Origin of the sequence: Mesorhizobium sp. PAMC28654 (genome assembly GCF_020616515.1) — a bacterium.
Classification (GTDB): Bacteria; Pseudomonadota; Alphaproteobacteria; order Rhizobiales; family Rhizobiaceae; genus Mesorhizobium.
Genome location: NZ_CP085135.1, coordinates 1,162,517 through 1,181,708, shown reverse-complemented (window position 1 = coordinate 1,181,708; position 19,192 = coordinate 1,162,517). Strand labels below are relative to the sequence as shown.

15 protein-coding genes and 2 pseudogenes are annotated in these 19,192 nt (G+C 59.1%); 8 read left to right on the top strand and 9 right to left on the bottom strand.

Features of this window, described 5'->3' with window-relative positions:
* Window positions 1-91: 91 nt before the first annotated feature.
* Complete coding sequence (locus LGH82_RS05970) at window positions 92-1,396, top strand: replication-associated recombination protein A (protein WP_227347668.1); 1,305 nt, start codon at window positions 92-94, stop codon at window positions 1,394-1,396.
* A gap of 422 nt (window positions 1,397-1,818) precedes the next feature.
* Here the strand turns inward: LGH82_RS05970 and LGH82_RS05965 are convergent, their stop codons facing one another.
* The 4 genes and pseudogenes from LGH82_RS05965 to LGH82_RS05950 form a co-directional block, all read right to left on the bottom strand.
* The gene (locus LGH82_RS05965; protein ID WP_227349501.1) at window positions 1,819-2,526 is read right to left on the bottom strand and encodes a CBS domain-containing protein; all 708 of its coding nucleotides are present in this window, start codon (window positions 2,524-2,526) and stop codon (window positions 1,819-1,821) included.
* A gap of 393 nt (window positions 2,527-2,919) precedes the next feature.
* Window positions 2,920-3,048: pseudogene (locus tag LGH82_RS05960) on the bottom strand (pyridoxamine 5'-phosphate oxidase family protein); the annotation flags it as partial.
* 223 nt (window positions 3,049-3,271) lie between these two features.
* Window positions 3,272-4,167, bottom strand: a pseudogene (gene istB, locus LGH82_RS05955) (IS21-like element helper ATPase IstB).
* A gap of 180 nt (window positions 4,168-4,347) precedes the next feature.
* Window positions 4,348-5,498 (bottom strand): IS3 family transposase gene (locus LGH82_RS05950; RefSeq protein WP_413771365.1). Its coding sequence is split into 2 segments (ribosomal slippage): window positions 4,348-5,234 and window positions 5,234-5,498, totalling 1,152 coding nucleotides; the frame shifts between segments, so codons are not numbered across the junction.
* On the opposite strand from LGH82_RS05950, the gene LGH82_RS05945 reads away from it, so the two are divergent.
* Both LGH82_RS05945 and LGH82_RS05940 read left to right on the top strand, forming a co-directional pair.
* Window positions 5,464-5,946, top strand: a complete 483-nt coding sequence (locus LGH82_RS05945; RefSeq protein WP_227347667.1) for an ATP-binding protein — start codon at window positions 5,464-5,466, stop codon at window positions 5,944-5,946. The genes LGH82_RS05950 and LGH82_RS05945 overlap by 35 nt on opposite strands.
* Before the next feature lie 356 nt (window positions 5,947-6,302).
* A complete protein-coding gene (locus LGH82_RS05940; protein ID WP_227347666.1) occupies window positions 6,303-6,623 on the top strand; it encodes a hypothetical protein in 321 nt (106 codons plus the stop codon).
* 251 nt (window positions 6,624-6,874) lie between these two features.
* On the opposite strand, the gene LGH82_RS05935 is transcribed toward LGH82_RS05940, so the two are convergent.
* Window positions 6,875-7,648 (bottom strand): PRC-barrel domain-containing protein, encoded by a 774-nt coding sequence (locus LGH82_RS05935; protein ID WP_227347665.1) that lies wholly within the window; start codon window positions 7,646-7,648, stop codon window positions 6,875-6,877.
* A gap of 532 nt (window positions 7,649-8,180) precedes the next feature.
* Between LGH82_RS05935 and LGH82_RS05930 the strand changes: the two genes are divergently transcribed.
* The 3 genes from LGH82_RS05930 (at window position 8,181) to LGH82_RS05920 (ending at window position 13,107) form a co-directional block, all read left to right on the top strand.
* Window positions 8,181-9,611, top strand: coding sequence for an APC family permease (locus LGH82_RS05930; RefSeq protein ID WP_227347664.1), 1,431 nt, complete (start codon window positions 8,181-8,183; stop codon window positions 9,609-9,611).
* Between the two features lie 79 nt (window positions 9,612-9,690).
* The gene (locus LGH82_RS05925) at window positions 9,691-11,640 is read left to right on the top strand and encodes a pyridoxal phosphate-dependent decarboxylase family protein (RefSeq protein WP_227347663.1); all 1,950 of its coding nucleotides are present in this window, start codon (window positions 9,691-9,693) and stop codon (window positions 11,638-11,640) included.
* 12 nt (window positions 11,641-11,652) lie between these two features.
* Window positions 11,653-13,107: an amino acid permease gene (locus LGH82_RS05920; RefSeq protein ID WP_227347662.1), complete on the top strand. Its 1,455-nt coding sequence runs from the start codon at window positions 11,653-11,655 to the stop codon at window positions 13,105-13,107.
* A 225-nt stretch (window positions 13,108-13,332) separates the two neighbouring features.
* On the opposite strand, the gene LGH82_RS05915 is transcribed toward LGH82_RS05920, so the two are convergent.
* The 4 genes from LGH82_RS05915 to LGH82_RS05900 form a co-directional block, all read right to left on the bottom strand.
* The gene (locus tag LGH82_RS05915; RefSeq protein WP_227347661.1) at window positions 13,333-14,202 is read right to left on the bottom strand and encodes an ADP-polyphosphate phosphotransferase; all 870 of its coding nucleotides are present in this window, start codon (window positions 14,200-14,202) and stop codon (window positions 13,333-13,335) included.
* A gap of 110 nt (window positions 14,203-14,312) precedes the next feature.
* A complete protein-coding gene (locus LGH82_RS05910; RefSeq protein WP_227347660.1) occupies window positions 14,313-14,462 on the bottom strand; it encodes a hypothetical protein in 150 nt (49 codons plus the stop codon).
* Between the two features lie 684 nt (window positions 14,463-15,146).
* A complete protein-coding gene (locus LGH82_RS05905) occupies window positions 15,147-16,565 on the bottom strand; it encodes a sensor histidine kinase (RefSeq protein ID WP_227347659.1) in 1,419 nt (472 codons plus the stop codon).
* Window positions 16,562-17,227, bottom strand: coding sequence for a response regulator transcription factor (locus LGH82_RS05900; RefSeq protein ID WP_227347658.1), 666 nt, complete (start codon window positions 17,225-17,227; stop codon window positions 16,562-16,564). Before LGH82_RS05900 ends, LGH82_RS05905 begins: the two co-directional genes overlap by 4 nt.
* Window positions 17,228-17,359: 132 nt before the next feature.
* On the opposite strand from LGH82_RS05900, the gene LGH82_RS05895 reads away from it, so the two are divergent.
* Together LGH82_RS05895 and LGH82_RS05890 are read left to right on the top strand one after the other, a co-directional pair.
* A complete protein-coding gene (locus LGH82_RS05895) occupies window positions 17,360-17,875 on the top strand; it encodes a hypothetical protein (protein WP_227347657.1) in 516 nt (171 codons plus the stop codon).
* 256 nt (window positions 17,876-18,131) lie between these two features.
* On the top strand, window positions 18,132-18,599 hold the full coding sequence (locus LGH82_RS05890) for a hypothetical protein (protein ID WP_227347656.1): 468 nt from the start codon (window positions 18,132-18,134) through the stop codon (window positions 18,597-18,599).
* Window positions 18,600-19,192 lie beyond the last annotated feature (593 nt).

Here is a 19,192-nt window from a genome sequence, read left to right as displayed (position 1 = left end):
ATTCAATGGTTTACAGAAGAGTATATAACCATGGCACCTACTCAAACGCGACGCCAATGATTTTGGCTGTTCCAGGCTCGAGAGCAGTAGCATGAGCCTATTCGCCTCAACTGCGCCCAAGCCACTAGCCGAGGAACTTCGTCCAAAGCGGCTATCCGAAGTGATTGGGCAGGATCACCTCTTGGGAGACGATGGCCCCATCAGCCGAATGGTTTCCGCCGGACGGCTTTCTTCATTTGTGCTGTGGGGGCCTCCCGGGACGGGAAAGACAACGATCGCGCGTCTTGTCGCGAAAGAGGCTGGCGTCGAGTTCATGCAGCTTTCGGCCGTATCGGCTGGAATCGCGGATCTACGAAAGGTTATCGAAGCGGCCCGTCATCTTCGTTTTTCGTCGGGGCGGCAGAGCGTGATTTTCGTAGATGAGCTTCACCGATTCAATAGGACCACCCAGGATGCCCTTTTGCCGCATGTCGAGGATGGCACCGTTGTGCTGGTCGGCGCAACAACGGAGAATCCAAGCTTCAGCCTTGTGGCGGCCTTGCTGTCGCGTGCACGGGTTTACACGGTCAAGCGTCTCGAGCGTCCTTCGCTCGAAGAGCTTTTGAATCGGGCAGAACAACATGTTGGTCGCAAGTTGCCGCTAGACGATGACGCCCGCTATGTCCTGGTCGAAATGGCCGATGGCGACGGCCGATATTTGTTGGGGCTTTGTGAAGAGCTGTTCACCTTTGACGCGGGCGAAGTCTTGAATTTACAAGGCCTCAGTAGGGCGATCGAAAAACGCGCACCGATTTACGACAAGGCTCAAGAAGGGCACTACAATCTTTTGAGCTGTTTTCACAAGAGTCTGCGAGGGAGCGACGTGCAAGCGGCGCTATACTGGGCGGCTCGGATGATCGTCGCAGGTGAAGACCCTGCCACGTTGTTCCGCAGGCTAGCCTGCGCAGCTTCTGAAGACGTAGGGATGGCCGATCCCCAAGCGCTACCTCAAGTCGTGGCGACATGGGACGCATTTGAAAGGGTAGGGTGGCCGGAGGGGAAGCTTTTCTTGGCTCAGGCGGTCACCTATGTGGCAACCGCTCCCAAATCCAATGCTGCTCACCTGGCATTTGACGCTGCCCTGCAGCTCGCCAGTCGCACAGGATCGCTAGCGCCTCCAATTCATATCCTCAACGCTCCGACAAGCTTGATGAAGGAACTCGGTTATGGCGACGGCTATCAATATGATCACGATGTTCCGGACGGCTTCTCGGGGCAGGAGTATTTCCCGGCGGGGCTTGACGGCAACGACCGCCCCGAATTCTATGTACCCAATGAGCGGGGCTTCGAGCGAGAAGTAACGAAAAGGCTTGCTTACTGGCAGAAGCTTCGTGCACTTCGGCGTCATCAGCAGTAAAAATCGGCACTTTTCTTCGAGAGCGGGCATGGTGTTTCGGCCAATGGACATCGACCAAAGCAAGAACGACAGTGCGAAGGCTTTGGACACTACGTTTTCGCTGAGGCCTTTCGAAGGCGAATAGCAGGCCTCAGTGCTCGTCCAAGCAATGAACTCAACCCCGTTGCCCTCAAACACGGCCTACATACACCGGCATATGTCTGGCCACTAATCCCATTCAATTGTGACTCGTTGCGATTTGCGATACCCGCCTCAGAACCGTAAGTCGTCCCAGCGTGTTTACGCAACAGCATTTCAGAATGCCCGGAAGCCGAAGGAGAGCCTGATCGCGCATTTGGATATTGGCAGGCTCATTGAACCGACACCCGTATAACTTCCTGAACATCTCGGTTCTCTGTGGACGATCAGGGCGGGACAGCGTCTCATGCCGACGGATCGACCACCGTGCCGGACAGAGGCTCGACCCAAAACAGATGGTCCGTCACGGCTTTGACGCCGGCGACGTTTTCGGCTGCGACACGAGCCGCCAGACGCTCGCGTTCGTCAAAGATCGGTCCGCTGAGGTCCGCGACGCCCTTGTCCACATTGACGTGAATCATGCTGGTGCCGGCCCAGATTTGGTCAGCCAGTTCGGCGAGGATGTTCCGGCGTATCTGTTCGTCGCCCACGTCCGACGAATCCGACGTCGGTAGGACGAGAAGCAATGCACGCAGCAGATCGGAGCGAGCGATTATGCCGACAACTTTGCCGTCTTCGACCACCGGAAGGCGTTTGACATGGTGACGGGTCATCAATTCAACGACCTCCTCGAACGACGCATTGCGAGTCGTCGTGACGACGCCCTCGGACATCACTTCCTCAACCCGACGTCCATTGGCGTGGGCATGCTCATCAGCGGCTTTTCCGGGACTGACAAGAAATTCGAGCCAGCGAGAACGCTTGCGCTTCGTGCCCAATTCTCCGCGGCGGAGAAAATCACCCTCGCTGACAATCCCAACCAGAGTTCCGTCGTTGCGAATGACGGGAAGGCCGCTGATTTTTCTGGCTAACATCAGCCTTGCCGCATCCGCAATTGACGCGGATGGGTCGATACCAACGACAGGTGATGCCATGACTGACTCGACTTGCATGTTCATGTCCTTCAAGCGGCTCCGCGGAATGTTGCGGCTGGCCACTGTTGATTTCCGTTGATGCATTCATCGATTGCGGCCGGCCATAGCCGGCCGGGCGCATGTAGGACTATGGTTCGAAGACCCTCTTGAACCACGTATCATTGAGCATGGCGAAAGAGCAGGCGAGGCTGGCCCGAGGATTCATGAAGTACCGCATGACGTAAATCCTTCAGTAGGCGTTTGGGTTCCGTGAGTTCTCCAGCTTGTGGTGCCAATGCGGTCACGATCCTTGCCGGCTGCATCCGGGCTGCCGCGCCGTGGCGTCATTTCGCCCGGAAGGATGGTGTGCTCAGGCAGATGCTGCCGGGAACAACTGCAACCGCTGCTGGCGATGCCGCGAGCGCAACAAGCCTAATCCCTTGCCTCCCTGCCGGACACCTCGACGACGAGAATCCGGAAGAACACATGGGGAGTGCTGTCCGAGACCGCGGGCGTGTCTGGTTTGAGAGCGCCAGGCTCCCACCAGTCGCTGTGTGTTGATTGCCACTGAGAACTGACCCGGCGACACAGGATATTTCCACCGAGAATTGACCCATGTTTGACCCTTACCCTGCGTTTTTTCAGCGGGGATTACGGAGTGATCGACATGGCATTATTGAGCGTGATCCGACGCTGGCATTATCGAGAACATTTATCGATCCGAGAGATTAGCCTATAGCGCGACGATCTGGATGAGACGTGAGCGGCGATCTGGATGAGATTCTCAGGTCGCGGTCACGTGCAAATTATCATGCTGATTGTCGCTGGCAAGGCCTTCATCTATTTCTGATTGCCGCTCCGCGACAAGTTCGTGTTTGTTCTTGATTGTCGCGTAAGAGGCTGGCCTGCCGCGCTGGCGTTTGGCTTCCATGGCGGATCTGCGCCGGTAGCTTTCGACGTTCATCTCGAAGATCGTTGCGTGGTGAACAAGTCGGTCCACTGCGGCGAGGGTCATGGCGGGGTCCGGAAAGATTCTGTTCCATTCTCCGAAGGGCTGATTGGCGGTGATCATGATGGAACGCCGCTCATATCTTGCGCAGATGAGTTCGAAGAGCACGCTCGTTTCGGCCTGGTCCTTGGTGACGTAGGCCAGATCGTCGAGGATGAGCAGATCGAACTTGTCGAGCTTGGCGATGGCGGCTTCGAGCTGCAGCTCTCTCGCCGCGCGATCTGGAGCTTCTGCACGAGATCGGTGGTTCGGGCGAACTGCACGCGCCAGCCGTTCTCAATGAGGGCGAGTCCGATCGCTGCCGCAAGATGCGACTTTCCGCCACCGGGTGGGCCGAACAACAGGATATTGGCGCCCTTGGCGAGCCAGCTGTCACCGGCGGTCATGGCCATGACCTGGGCCTTGGAGACCATGGGTACGGCGTCGAAGGCGAAGCTGTCGAGCGTCTTTCCGGGCGGCAGATGCGCTTCGGCCAGATGCCGTTCGATCCTGCGATGTGCCCGTTCGGCCAGCTCATGCTCGGCGATGGCCGAGAGGAACCGGGCGGCGGGCCACCCCTCTCTATCGGCCTGCTCGGCAAATTGCGCCCAGAGCGTCTTGATCGTCGGTAGCCGGAGTTCGTTGAGCATGATGCCGAGGCGGGCTTCGTCGATGGTGTGGGCGTTGCTCATGCGACGTCTCCCACATGGGTTGCCCCGATCAGGGCTTCATAGCCGTTAAGGGAAGCGAGTTGCACCAAGACGGTCGGCAGCCGTGCGGGGTCCGGGCCGAGGAGGGTTCGCAAGACGGCAATATCGGGCAGGTCGCCGGCGTCGAGTGGACTTGCTTCGGTAAAGTGGAGAGCGGGTTGCTCATTCGGCGGCGTTTCGCTCGAACTGCATCGGGCTGATGTAGTCGAGCGCGGAATGCCGCCGGATGGGATTGTAGAAGCCGTCGATATATCGGGCAATGGCGGCTTGGGCATCGGCGCGGGTAAGGAAAGAGGTGCGCCAGATCAGTTCAGTTTTCAGCGTCTTGAAGAATGTTTCGACCATGGCGTTATCAAAGCAATTGCCCTTGCCTGACATTGAGATGATGACGCCGGCGGCACGCAATTCGGCTTGGTAGTCGATAGAACAATATTGGCTGCCGCGGTCGGAGTGGTGAATGAGGCCGGGTTCCGGCTGCCGCATGACGAACGCCTTGTTGAGCGCTGCCAGAGCCAGGCTGCGGTGTAGCCGGTTGCCAGCAGCCCAGCCAACGACCTTGCGGGCAAACAGATCGATGACGACAGCAAGGTACAACCAGCCCTCCCGCGTCCAGATGTAGGAGATGTCGGCACCCCATTTCTGGTTGGGACCAGTGGCGGCAAAATCCTGGTCGATGACATTGGGGGCAACCGGAAAGGCGTGTTCGCTGTCCGTCGTGCGCTTGAACCGCCGCTTCTGTCTTGCCTGGAGGCCATTCTCCCGCATCAGACGCGCCGTTCGTCGCCGGCCAATGGCAAAGCCATTGTCTTGCAGTTCCCGCGTCATGCGCGGGCTACCATAGGTTCCGTTCGACAGCGCGAACGACGATCGCACATGCGCCAGCATTATCATGTCGTCGCGCTGCCGGCGGCACGCCGGCCGGCGCCCCCAGGCAAAGTAGCCGCTCGGGCTGACACCCAGCGTCGCGCACAAACGGTCCACAGGGAAATCCTTCTTCGCCTGGTCGATGAGCGCGAACCTCACCGACTTCCCTCCTTGACGAAAAAAGCCGTCGCCCGTTTCAAGATATCCCGCTCCTGCCGAAGGATTTCATTCTCCCGCCGCAGCCGTTTCAATTCAGCGGCGACATCAGCATCAGGCGGACGCCCAGGATCGCCCATCTCACGATCCAGCTGCCGACCCATCCATCGCGTCAGCGTCGAGAAACCAACACCAAGATCCTCCGCGATCTGCCGCTTCGTCCGACCGCTCGTTCGCACAAGGCCAACCGCCTCCGCCTTGAACGCATCCGTAAACTGTCTCTGTTTCGTCATCGAGGTCGCCTTTCATCAGAAGGAAACTCTCCACTTTTTCGGGGCAAGTCCAGTCGAGCTGGTCAATGCGCTCGAACAGGAGAAGGCTCAGGGGAGATCCGGCCAGATAGCCAATCGCCTCGTCCATTCCGATCTCGTGATTCTGGATGAGCTTGGGTACCTGCCGTTCAGTGCATCAGGTGGAGCATTGCTCTTCCATCTGCTGAGCAAACTCTACGAACGCACAAGCGTGGTCATCACCACAAACCTCAGCTTCAGCGAGTGGGCGAGTGTCTTCGGCGATGCCAAGATGACGACCGCGCTTCTCGACAGGCTGACCCACCATTGCCACATTCTCGAAACTGGAAACGACAGCTTCCGCTTCAAAAACAGCTCTGCCCACGAACCCAAAAAAGCGAAGGAGAAAGCCAGAACCTTGACCACAACACCCGACCCGAAACATACATGAGAGGCGGGTCACTTCTCAGTGGAAATGCCGGGTCAGTTCTCAGTGAAAATCAACAATGAGGCTAACGCTGCAATCTCGGCGACACGCTCCGCCGCGGACGGGACGTCCCATGACGGGCTCACGCAATCCATGGAACGTCTCGCTCAGGTGACGAAACGAATTGATGAGGCGGTGGTCCAAGCCGCAACTGGTCCCGCTCAACCATCTCGAGGCCCTGCAGCCGGAGGACCGTCTGGCAAGCCTGATGAAAATGTCGTCGACGCCGAATTCGAGGACGTCAGCGGCGGTCAGAGATAATTCGTGCGCCCAGTTTCTGTTCACCTGCGGAAATAGCTTCAGTCTTTTGGAATGAGATCGTGGAAAACAACAAAAAACACAGCGTCGAAGCGTTCGGCTGGACAAAGCGCAAACAGCTAAAAGCAAGGTTTGCAGGCGAGGGCCTAAATCGACTTGTCGCGGAAAAACCGCCTGCGGCTGGCGCGGTGGATCGGCCCGGTTTCGACCTCGGTGGCTCAACGGGCGGCACCAGCGCCGGAACAGGCATCGGCCTGGGCGACGACGCCGGAGAAACCCGGATGGAACGCAGCCTGCCGGGCCGCCGCATAACGGGTAAGCTTAGCATACCCCGTTGGCGCGGCCCGGACATCGAGACCGATCCGGTGAAATCCGACACATAACGCTGGAACCCCCGTCAGGAACGTGTTCGTGTCCGGCCACATCGGCAAGCTCCGATCCATGCGCGGCCCGCCAGCCACTCGTCTTCCAGGAAATACATGGCTCCATGCGAGGGAACGTGCCGGCCAATCTAAAGGCCAGCGCGACACCATTGGTGTTGTTGCGCGATGCGATGCTGACGCGGTCAGCCCACATAGATGGGGATCGCCCGATCCTTCCTGAGCAATAGTGTCAGAAGAGACCGGGCAAGACCTCAGTGGTGCAGGATGGGTTGCCCATCGCCGTAGTGACTTTGGAAATGCTTCTCGTAGGCAAGGTCCACCACGGTGGACGCATCATAGGCAGGACCGTCCTTGACCGTCTGTCGGGTGACGTCGACGTTGATCAGCCTATCCCTCCAGCTGATATCGGTTGCAAACCATGGCGAGATCAGAACCCTCTTTCCAAGCCACCAGTTGTTCGTGTCGACCACCAGAAAATGGATGCTCCAATCCGTGTCATCGACAAGGAAGTCCTCGGCATGGCCGATTTCGCCGTCGGTCGCATGGATGTGATATCCCGTCACGGCTTTGACGCTGCGCAGACTCGGATCGCCGTGCCGACGCGGAATGTCGTCATCAGCGAGCGGCTCCTCCATTGGCCCGCCCATATAGCCGAAGCCATTCACGTAGTAGCCGTATCCGCCCATATAGTATGGCGTCGTCCAATAGGGTGCGCCCCATGGGTAATGATCGTAGATGCTGGTTTCCATCTGCCGTGTCACGGGCTGATCCGTGTCGATATCCGGGCTGTCCTTGACCTGTTGCATCGTGAGTTTGACGGCGAACTGGTGACCCGTATAATTGACGTGCTTTAGCGCCGAAGGGTGCAGAAGCACCTTTCGGCCCGACAGCCATTTGCCTGTGTCGACAACCAACCATCGAACGATCCAGTTCGTGTCATCGAACAGGACGTCGGTGACTGTACCTATGGCGCCATCGCTTGCCTCGATGGCATAGCCGATGATTTCTGATTTGTGCCTCAACATTGTGAGCTTCCTTGTATCCGTGGTCTGTTTCGCAGGTTCGGTGATGCAGCAGCGGGACCAGCCATCGATGCCAGAGGCATCACCAGGCCAAGGCAAATAGTCAGAGAACTGGCCAGAGGCGCAGGATTCATCGTTTTGTCTGCGGCCGGCATGCTGGAGCTGATGGTAGTCCTCTTGAGATCGCGGCCACAGGATCGGAAACTACGCAGGCGACCATATGGCTCGGATCGGGCGGCAACCGAGATCGACCGTCTCACGGGCGGTTAGATTTCTGGGGGCACGCGGCGGCTAGGCCCTGCCTAAGTCGCGCAGCCGCTCGCAACTGTTGCGGTAATTTTGCTTCGATCCCCGTCGGTCCATAGGTAGATTCCGATCCTTCCAATAAATCCGCTTTGCGGTCAAATCCATCCGACAGCTGCCTCACGCGCTCATGATCGAGCTGATGAGATCCATCACTCCGGCCGAACGCATCGCGCCGGTCACATGGGCCATTGGCAGCATTCGAGTACAGTCAATTGGATCGGAAGACCTCATGGCGACCGCCGCAAAACCAGCCACTTATTCCCTATCACTACCAACGTTCATCATGATCACATCTGCGGTCCTGATCAGCATCCGCACCTTCCCGCTTCAGGCCCTCGTCGGTTGGCAGACCATCGCCTTCAACGCCTTGGCGATCCTCCTCTACCTGGTGCCGGCGTCACTCGTGTCGGCCGAACTCGCGACTGGCTGGCCCAAGGAGGGCGGTGTCTATGTCTGGGTCAAGGAGGCCTTCGGCGAACAATGCGGCTTCGTCGCGATCTGGCTGCAGTGGTTTCAGATGACCATCGGCTTCATCGGCATCCTGACCTTCATCGCGGGCACCGCTGCCTATCTGTTCAACCCAGCATTGGCCGACAGCAAGCTCTTTATCTTTGCCGTGGTCGTCGGCGTCTGGTGGGGAGCCACACTTCTCAACCTCCAGGGATTGAAGACCTACGCCCGCTGGACGACGCTCTTCGTCATCCTGGGCGCCTTCCCCATGATCGTCCTGATCGGCGGCGGCATTCTCTATATCTGGACAGGCCACCCCGTGCTTATTCCCCTGATCCCGTCGGCAAAGGACCTCGTTCCGCGCTTCTCCGATGCCGGCGATCTCGTTCTCCTGATCACATTCGTTTTCTTTTTCATTGGCATCGAGGTCTCTGCCGCGCACGCCAATGAAATGAAGAACCCCAACCGCGATTACCCGATCGCGATCCTCGTCGTCGGCGTGATCATGGCGGTCACAAGCGTCATCGGCGGACTGGTCGTTGCCTGGATCGTCCCGGTGAAGGACCTGAGCCTGATCGCAGGGATCATGCAGAGTTTTCAGGTTGTGTTTGGTCCGGGGCTGAGCTGGATTACCCCCGTCGTCGGTGTTCTCATCATCGTCGGAGCCGTGGGCGAGGTCATCGCCTGGGTGCTAGGCCCGGTGCGTGGTCTGAGTGTGGCGGCACGTGACGGGCTTTTGCCTGCCGTGTTCCAAAGGGAGAACAAGCAGGGCGTGCCGACTGCGCTTATGTTCCTGCAGGCGGTTCTGGTGACGTTCTGGGGAGCGGTCTTCGTCGTACTGCCAGGCGGCGTCAGCGCCGGCTTCTGGGCGCTCTTCGCCCTGACGACCTCGGTCTATATCGTCATGTATTTCTTCATGTACGCGGCCGCCATCCGGTTGCGATACAGCCAGCCGGACACGCCGCGAAAGTTCCGGATTCCGGGTGGCAAGCTCGGCATGTGGCTCATGGCGGGCTGGGGGATTGTCGCCGCTGCCTTCATTTTCGTGATCTCGCTGCTGCCGCCGACGCAGGTCAAGGAAGACCCGCTGCCGTTCGAACTCTTCATGATCATCGGCACGATCGTGGTGTGCCTCATCCCGATCGCGATCTATCGCCTCCGCAAGGCCAACTGGAAGCAGAGCGCGGTCATTCCGTTGCCCGTCGCGTAGCGACTGAAGCGAAGACGGGTCCGCAGTCGAACCATCCCCGCACTAACTGTGCAAAAATCCTGAAAGCTGAGTGCAAAACGTGAAAACTGTTAGCCAAGAACCAATTGCCGTCGAAGCTCTCTTCCTCGGTCCGAAATCGGAAAACCAGGCCTTCTTCAAGACAACGCTCGATTTTCTCATGGATGAGCACGTCCACTGGCGGCGTGACTTCCATCCGGCGGATGACGAAATGGTCACCCCGAGCGAAATGCGGCAGCAGCCGTTTACCTCCACTCTCGACCGCACGACGGCGGTCTTGAACATGGTGTCGGCGAAACTGAAGGACAGTTCCACGCCCTGGTTCTCGACACGCTACCTCGGTCACATGAATTCGGACACGTTGATGGTGGCCAACCTCGCCCAGATGGCGGCCACAATGTACAACCCGAACAATGTCGCCTACGAATCCTCGGTCGCAACCGCGCATATGGAACTTGAGTGCGGGGGCGATTTCGCGAAATTGCTTGGCTACGATGTGGATCGTTCCTGGGGACACATCACGTCGGACGGCACAATCGCGAACTATGAATCGCTGTGGCTGGCCCGCAACCTCAAATCGTTCCCGCTGGCGGTCAAGGAGGTCAGTCCCGAGCTCGTCAAAGGCCTCGACGACTGGCAACTGCTCAACCTGTCCGTGACCCAGATCCTCGATCTGGTCGATCGGACCAAAGAGCAGAGGACCTTCGGCCTTGTATTGAAAGCATCCGCGCGAGCGCGCGGCGCCGGCGGCGGCAAGCTCGGAAAGATCATTGTGCCGCAGACCCGGCACTACTCCTGGGACAAGGCGGCCGATGTTCTCGGCATCGGCATCGACAATCTCATCCGGATTCCGGTTACGGATCGCTATCGCATGGATATCGGAGCGCTCCGATCTGCGATCGATGCCTGTATCAAATCCAGGACGCCAATTATATCGGTCGTCGCCGTGGTTGCGACGACGGAGGAGGGGGCTGTCGATGACATCGCTGCGGTAGCGGCGCTGCGCGATGAATATGCCAAGCAGGGCCTGTCTTTCTATTTCCACGTTGATGCGGCCTACGGCGGCTACGGGCGTGCGGTCTTCCTCGACGAGGCAAACCATTTCATGGGCTTCGCCGAGGTCCGCGCCAGGATCGCCGAGATGGGTGTTCCGGTTTCGGAGGCTATGTTTCCGTCCGAGGATGTCTGGAATGCCTATCGCGCGATGCCAACGGCGGATTCGATCACCATCGACCCGCACAAGATGGGCTACATTCCTTATGCCGCGGGCGGCATTGCGTTGCAGGACAAGCGCATCCTGGGTCTCGTCTCCTATGATGCGGCCTACGTTTTCGACAACAAGCAAAATCTGGAAATGAACCTTGGCAGCGTCATACTCGAAGGCTCCAAGTCCGGCGCCGCCGCCGCCGGCGTATGGGCAGCCCACAGGTTGTTGCCGCTCAATATTGCCGGATATGGCCAGTTGATCGGTCGCAGCGTTGCCGGTGCCGCGCATTTCGCCACGGAGCTGGAAAGCGTCCGGGAATTCACGGTCGGTGACCAAGTTTTCGTCTGCGAGCAGTTGCTCGATGGCCCGGATTTCAATGTCGTCTGCATGGCGTTCAACTACAAGGGCAATACCGATCTGACCAAAATGAACGATCTGAATGCCAAGATCTATCAGGCCTCATCCTATGAAGGCGGACCGCTGTACGCGGATGATTGGATTACGTCGCACACCGTCCTGGAATTCGATTCCTATGGCAATGCCCCGATGGGGCTGGTCGGACGCCTGGGAATCCCGGAGGCGGAATGGAACCGGATCCACAACGTCTATGTGCTCAGGTGCTGCGTGCTCCATCCATGGATCGTAAAGGTCGCGAGCTATCCGGAGAGCTGGCAGTCTTATCTCGAGATCATGAAAAAGGAAATTGGCCGGATCATCGCGCATGACCGGCCTCAACCCATGGCACCAAGCGGTGATGCGCCCAAGGCGATTGAAAAGACCTCCGCGCTCTCAATCAACGCCTGAAGGTTGGCAAACTTGAGTGAACTTGGCAGCCAGGTTGTGACACTGCCCGCAGCGGCAACCAATCCAGGCGCCGCGGCGGTGGTCCAGACCGAACCTGGCCAATTGTCGCGCGCCTTGGGCGATCGCCAGGTCCAATTCATTGCCATCGGTGGGGCTATTGGCGCGGGCCTGTTCCTCGCCTCCGGCGAGGCGATCCACAAAGCCGGCCCGGGCCTGCTCTTGGACTACCTGATTACGGGGATCATCGTCTTTCTGATTGCGCGGGCGCTTGGCGAACTCGCGATCTATCGACCCGTCGCCGGATCCTTCGCGTCCTATGCCGAGGAGTTCATCGGCCCCTGGGCAGGATTTCTGACGGGATGGTCATACTGGTTGAACTGGATCTTGGCGGGGATAGCGGAAGTCAGCGCTATCGAGATCTATTTTCACTACTGGTACCCGGATCTGCCGCAATGGATTCCAGCACTTTGCGCGGTCATGGTCCTCTATGGCGCGAATGTCATTTCCGTAAAGCTGTATGGCGAGATCGAATTCTGGCTGTCGCTGGTCAAGGTCGTCACGATCCTGGCAATGATCGCATTGGGCTCAGTGATCATCTTCTTTGGCTTGAAGGGCACACCCGGCCCCGCCGATTTCTCCAATCTCTGGTCGCACGGCGGCGTCTTTCCGCACGGCGCCATGGGCGTACTGCTCGCGCTCCCGATCGCCGCCTTTTCCTTCGGCGGCACGGAGGTTCTGGGGCTTACCGCCGGAGAGGTGAAAGACCCCAGCAAATCGCTTCCAAAAGCATTCAACGGGATTATCTACCGGATCCTGATTTTCTATATCGGAGCGCTCACCGTGATCATGACGCTCTATCCGTGGGATCAGCTCGATCCGACGGCAAGCCCCTTCGTGTTGGTTTTCGCGCGCATAGGCCTTCCCGCCGCTGCCGCGATCGTCAACATTGTCGTGATTTCTGCAGCAGCGTCAGCATGCAACAGCGGGCTCTTCGCAACCAGCCGGATGCTGTACTCCATGTCCGGCTCCGGCCAAGCTCCGCGCTTTTTCTCACATCTCAACAAACACCAGGTTCCCAGCCGGTGCCTGGCCGTCTCGGTTGCGATGATGCTCTTGGGAGTCCTGCTCAACTATCTGGTGCCTGCCAGCGTTTTCAACTATGCGATCACCGGCGTACTCGTGTTTCTATTGTGGACATGGATTGTGATCATGGTGTCGCATATGCGGTATCGCCGGGCAGTTCAAAACGGCACCAAGCCGGGTGTCGCGTTCCGCCTTCCGGGTTCTCCTGTCACCAATTGGCTTGTTCTCGGATTCGTCGGCGTCATCGTCATATTGATGGCCTTTGATCCCGAGACGCGAACTGCATTCTACTTCGCTGCTGCCTGGTTTGTCGTCCTGGGCGCAATCTATTTCGCGCTGGGCCTGGCCGGCGGTCGTGACAGGAACAAAACTCTTGTTACGTGACGGGGTGCCTCAGACATGAAGCTTCCCATCGATCCGATGCCGCTGAGTTCCACTTTACGAAAGCCGAAGTCTGGCCGCGATTGCCTGCCATCCGGCGAGGAGCTGTTGTTCAGGGCGCACGCTCGGAAATGGCGATGTGAAATCTATTGGTCCTGATTTGCGCGCTGCGGGGGGCTTGGTTCGGCCGCTACCGATGGCTCCGGATTTCCAGCATACGCCCGGACCTCATTCCATGAGCCGCTTGCGGATGGACAGCAGTTCTTCACGGCGTTGTTCGCTGGTCTTCGGATACGACATTTTGAGCTCCTCGAGAGTGTCCACCACAATGCGTGAGACAATCAATCGAGCGTTCTCTTTGTCGTCTGCGGGAACGACATACCATGGGCAGTTGTCGGTACTCGTCGCGCTCAGGCATTCCTCGTAGGCCTTCATATACTGCTTCCAGAACTTTCGTTCCTCGACATCGGCCATGCTGAACTTCCAGTTCTTTTCCGGCTGGTCGATACGGGCGAGGAAGCGCTTTCGCTGCTCCTCCTTGGAAAGATGGAGGAAGAATTTGACGATGCGTGTTCCGTTGGCGTGGAGATGTCGCTCAAGATTGTTAATCGAGCGATAGCGGTTCTCCCAGAGCGTCTTGTCGTTATGCGGCGTGTCGGGAAGTCCTTCGTTGAGGAGGATCTGGCGATGTACGCGGACGATCAGCACCTCCTCGTAATAGGAGCGGTTGAAGATACCGATCCGTCCGCGCTCGGGAAGGTCGCGGGTCGTGCGCCATAGGAAGTCATGCTGCAGTTCCGTTGCGCTCGGGTGCTTGTAGCTGAACACCTGGCAGCCTTGCGGATTGACGCCGGACATGACGTGCCGGATTGCGCCGTCCTTCCCAGCTGCGTCCATGGCCTGGAATATCAGCAGGATCGCATGGCGATTGGACGCGTAGAGCAGCTGCTGTTGCGAACTGAGGCGCGTAACATGATCCGCCAGGAGCTCTTGGTATTGGGCCTTCGACTTGTAGAAGGGATCGATGATGGTCGGCCACTTTTTGAGGCTGACCTCATCTCCTTCCCGGACCCGAAAATCTCTTGGGATGATTTTCATTTTCTTCCTTTGGCATTCGTTGTTTGGCATCCGTTGCGGCTAGGTAATCCCAAGACGATGAAAGACTGGCACCTTCACCAGATCAAGGAGCAGTGCGACGACGATCGCCGTCACAAGCGTGCCGACCACCAGAAGTGCGGGCAAGAGGTCTTCAGCCTGGCGCGCGCTTCGTCGCTCGTCAGGCCTTTGTGCGGATCGACGCTGGCGCCGCTCACCGATTTGGCTAGCGCTGCGGTCACCACGGACAGTTGGGTTGCCATGGTGTCTGTCTCCCTAACGCCAAACGGATTTATGGTGCCGAGAACCGCCTGGGCACGCTAGAATGGAACAGCCTCCAGCGGCCTCGTATCGGCGGCTAGGGAGCGAACGGCCGAAAAGGCCGTCAGAAGTGCTCATGATCCGGCTGGCGCTCGTCGAGCGCCAGACTCGGAAAATACTCATACGATTCTGTGTCGGCAAACTGGCGTGATTAGCTCCGACGCTCCCGAAATCGGTCGCGCCTACATTCAGCGGCAAGGCCGCGGACCGGGGGAAGACATGGACTGCCCAGCAAAGCCGGTTGGCGAACCAGCCATCGTTCTTCCTGCCTTGGGCGGCGTGATCCAGCCATCTGTAGACGCGCCGCAAGGGTGGAAACAGGCTGGCCGTGCAGAGGGATGCGGGCTAGGTGTTGCGCCACAAACATTGGTGACACTATGACCTATAAACCGCCCGCCATCGCGTATGTCGTCTATTCGCCGCCTCATAAGGGGCTACCATTTTTAGCCATAACGTTGATGCCAGATGGGTCTGTAAGGGCTAGACAGTTCGACTCGGCCACCGAGGCGGCCGCGTTCAATCGGGCGATGGCTGAGGGGCAGGATCCGAACGGATCGAGACATTGATGTAGTCAACAACGAACGGAATCCACTAGGCATTCCGTTCCTCTATCTCAGGTGCCTAAATCAGTACGACTGGGGCAAGATTACCCGCGCCCGCAATCCGCCAACGGTCGCCCGCGACAGTTCGAGGCTTCCACCATAGAGCTCCGTCAGTTCCGCTGCGATCGGCAGGCCAAAACCATGCCCCGGCGGTGCCTCGTCGATGCGCCGTCCAGGCCGCATCGCCTCCGGCATCGCAGCCGGATCGAGACCTGGACCGTCGTCTTCGATGTCAATGGTGACACGGCTGCCATCGGCGTTTGCAGAAATCACGACGCGCGCGCGCGCCCATTTGCAGGCATTGTCGAGAAGATTGCCAAGGATCTCATCGAAATCCTGCATCTCGACAGCGACCGCGATATCGGCCGTGACCTGGACGTCGAACTTCAACCCGCGCTCCCGGTGTACGTTCGCCATCATGCCGCGAAGATCGACCAACCTCTCGGCAACATTTGTGCTGGCGCGGGCCGGTCCGGCCAGCACCGCTGCACGTGCTCGAGCCAGATGGTGGCGGATCAGCCGTTCCATCACATTCAGTTGCGAACGCATGGAGGCAATACCCGTGGCGGATATGATGGACTTGGCGGTGCTTTCCGGCCGCTTTTCGAGGGCCAGGCCAAGCGCCGCGAGTGGCGTCTTCAAGCCATGCGCCAGATTCGCAACGTGACGCCTGGCCCGCGCCAGGCCTTCGGCATTTTCGGCAAGCAAGCTGTTGACCTCGTGGACCAACGGCAGGACTTCGCTGGGTTGGTCGGCGGAGATGGACGCCTGCCTGCCAGCACGGACATCGGCGAGACCAGCGCGCAGGCCCGCCAGCGGTCGCAGGCCAATTCTTACCTGTGCCACCATCGCGCCGAACAGCAACAGGCCGAGCACGATCAGCGCCAGCGCCAGCGGCACAAGCGCGTCGCGCAGAGGTCCGTAAATGGCGCTGTAAGGCGCAGTCGCCGTCACCGTCGCGGTTTTGTCTCCAAATGGGACCGTAAGAATGCGCCAATGCAATTTCTGCCCGTGCGGATCTGGTCCATCCGCAGGCGCTGGCCGGCCCAGGGAAGCGAGCGATCCAAGCAGTCCGGATATATCTGGAAAATTGTCGAAGCGCCCGCCATGAACCGGCGGCCGCGGCATGGCCGGCTCGCCAGCCAGCGAGGCCGACACCAACTCGCCATCTGGTGCCGTGACCTGCCATGTCCAACCCGATCCCGGACGATCGAACGGAGGCCCGTTCAGCATCGGCGTCACCGTCATTTTCCCATCGCCGCCGCGCTGCAACGCTGCCGCCACGGCGAAAACCTGGCCATCCAGTCGTTGGTCGATCTGGCCAATGACGAAACGCTGCAGGATTAGTGCAATCGTGATGCCCGCCAGGACGAGAGCGACGATGATGGCGATGGCGGCCGCAAGTCGCAGCCTTCCTGCCAGGGAACGCGGGATGAGGTTCATACCTCGCCTGCCGTCAACCGGTAGCCGAGACCGCGAACCGTCTCGATATGGCGGTGACCGATCTTGCGCCGCAGCCGGGCAATGATCACCTCCAGGGAATTCGAGTCGACCTCCGCATTTCCGTCATAGACACGTTCGTGCAAGTCCGCGCGCGTCACCACCACTTCCTTGCGCAGCATCAGGCTGGAGAGCACGCGCCATTCCAGTCCGGTCAATTTCAGCGGCAGTCCGTCGATCTCAAAAGTGCCAAGCTGCGCGTCGAAGGCGAGCGGGCCGCAGATGATCCTGGCCTGCGCATGGCCGGCCGCGCGTCGCACAAGCGCGCGCAGCCGCATGATCAGTTCCTCGGTTCGGAACGGTTTGGTCAGATAATCGTCCGCGCCGGCCTTGAACCCCTCGACCTTTTCAGACCAACCATCCCGCGCCGTCAGGATCAGCACCGGTAAGCTGCGTCCCGCCGCGCGCCAAGCCTTGAGCACAGCCTTGCCGTCGATCTTGGGCAAGCCGAGATCGAGAACAGCGACATCATAGGCGCCGGTGTCGCCGAGATGCTGACCATCCTCACCATTCGCGGCGATATCAACGACGAAGTTTTCGCCCCGCAACGCCTCGGCCAGCTGGCTGGCGATCGATTCATCGTCTTCGACGAGCAGCACCTTCATTGCGTCGGCCTCGTTTCAGGGTCGGCTCCTATGCCTGCCGGCTTAACTGAAACTGAACGGCCCGGTTCAGGCTGGGTTCCTGCCGGCCGGTTAGTACAGTCGCATTCAACCGTAACACGGAAGGTGACCAGGATGACCGATACCTCAGAAACTCCCGATACCCCGGCTCAGGCCGGACCAACCCCGCAAAGCCACCAGGCACGCAGGCCCTATCTGACCGGCGTTTTTGCCGCCGGGCTTCTCGTGGCCGGGCTTGTTGCCGGTGCCGGGGCAACGATGTTCGCAGCACCCCGCGACAGCGTCATGCTCATGCAGCCCAGCACCATTGCCTCGTTGGCGCCCTACAGCGTCGTCGCCGTCAAGGGCAAGGTCGCGGAGATATTCGGCAACAAGTTTGTCATCGACGATGGCAGCGGCCGGGCGCTCGTCGAAACAGGCCCAAGCGGCGAAGGCGGTAACCTCGTCAAAGCCGGCGAAGCACTGACGGTGCAAGGTCATTTCGACGACGGCTTTATCCATGGCGATCTTCTTGTCCATGCCGACGGCCGCGCCGAAAGCCTCAAGCCGCCCCGCCCAGGTCCGCGCGGCCTGCTCGACCGCCTGCATCGTCCAGGCGTCGAAATCGTTGCTCCGGGCAGGCCCGGCTAACATTCCCCAAGCCAGGAAGGAAACAGAAATAAAGAAGCTCCTCCTCGCCGGCCTTGCGCTGACGCTCACAGCCCCTGCTGTCTTCGCCCAGATGCAGGAGGACGGCCGCCAATCAGCGGCCGTCCTCGGGCCGGCAAGAAATCAGGCCAATTACATTACCGATCGTGCCCGATGGGCATGACCGAATCCTCTCAATTAGCAAACTCTATATCAGCCAGCCTGTTGATCGATACTGGCCCCACTTAAGGAACGAAACATGCCTCACCATGATGCCCTAATCGTTACGGGAACCATCACAGATATCTTCGCCCACCGGTTCGTGGTCGAGACAGGCTGCGGTCGAATCCCCGCCGACCTAACGCCAAAAGGAGCGGAAATGATTGCCCTGAAGATCGGGGACCGCGTCACGCTTTCCGGGGAGATGAAACCCTCGGAACTGAAGGTGGAGCACTATGCAAAGGAAGACGGCGAGACGATCGCGATCCACCACAAGGAACATCACGACAGCGATATTCAGGCTGAGCCGAACGCCGCAATAAGAGAGGCCGAGGCCAAAGGATATGCCGTTCTAGGAGAGCCAAGGCGCAAACCCAAGCACTTTGAGATTCTTGGGCGCAGCCGCGACGGCGGATTGCATGAACTTCACCTGGAGCTAGACGGTCATCTGCGAAAAGCCAAACCAGTTTTGGCCACGGATCCCAAGTGGGCGGCTGACATCAGGTAGCGGATTCGGGAAACGCGTCTAGACGAGAGCCGCGCGCACGAACCATGGCGAGCTCCTCGCGCTCTTTCGGCGGTCAGGACAACGGGCTGCCATCGCCTCGACCTGCGAGTAGAGGGCAGGGGACAGAAATCTTGGATTGCATCGCTTGCGACAGTCAGAATCCCCGGCGCCTTTGCTTGGAATACCGTGAGCCTACTGCCGGTATGCTCACGGCAGGCCTTCTTTCCAGCGGCTGCAGAGAGAGTAGATCGGAGTTTCCCTATGATGATCGACATTGCGAGCGTCATCAATCTCTGACGCAAATCCATTCGGCTTGGGGAGAGTTGTCCCGATGACGCCATGAATTTGTGGGCGATATTCCAGAAAGCCCACGCCGCAGCGTCGCGTAGCGGAATAAGACGTGCCAGACTCGATACGCCCGACCTAGGCTCCGAATAGCGTGTAACAGGCTGCGCGATTTGACGGTTCATGCTGTCGAGCATTGCGGCGCCTGAGACTCGCGCCCGATTGCAAGAGTATGCCGTTGGGGAAGCAGAACTGCAGTATCGCGTGCCGAGTGAGGAGAGGACAATTCCGCGCGAATCGTGAGCGCC

Coding starts and splice junctions, on each gene's coding strand:
- LGH82_RS05910 (WP_227347660.1), bottom strand. CDS start 14,462: ATGGCAACCCAACTGTCCGTGGTGACCGCAGCGCTAGCCAAATCGGTG.
- LGH82_RS05915 (WP_227347661.1), bottom strand. CDS start 14,202: ATGAAAATCATCCCAAGAGATTTTCGGGTCCGGGAAGGAGATGAGGTC.
- LGH82_RS05930 (WP_227347664.1), top strand. CDS start 8,181: ATGGCGACCGCCGCAAAACCAGCCACTTATTCCCTATCACTACCAACG.
- LGH82_RS05905 (WP_227347659.1), bottom strand. CDS start 16,565: ATGAACCTCATCCCGCGTTCCCTGGCAGGAAGGCTGCGACTTGCGGCC.
- LGH82_RS05895 (WP_227347657.1), top strand. CDS start 17,360: ATGACCGATACCTCAGAAACTCCCGATACCCCGGCTCAGGCCGGACCA.
- LGH82_RS05965 (WP_227349501.1), bottom strand. CDS start 2,526: ATGCAAGTCGAGTCAGTCATGGCATCACCTGTCGTTGGTATCGACCCA.
- LGH82_RS05900 (WP_227347658.1), bottom strand. CDS start 17,227: ATGAAGGTGCTGCTCGTCGAAGACGATGAATCGATCGCCAGCCAGCTG.
- LGH82_RS05970 (WP_227347668.1), top strand. CDS start 92: ATGAGCCTATTCGCCTCAACTGCGCCCAAGCCACTAGCCGAGGAACTT.
- LGH82_RS05935 (WP_227347665.1), bottom strand. CDS start 7,648: ATGTTGAGGCACAAATCAGAAATCATCGGCTATGCCATCGAGGCAAGC.
- LGH82_RS05890 (WP_227347656.1), top strand. CDS start 18,132: ATGCCTCACCATGATGCCCTAATCGTTACGGGAACCATCACAGATATC.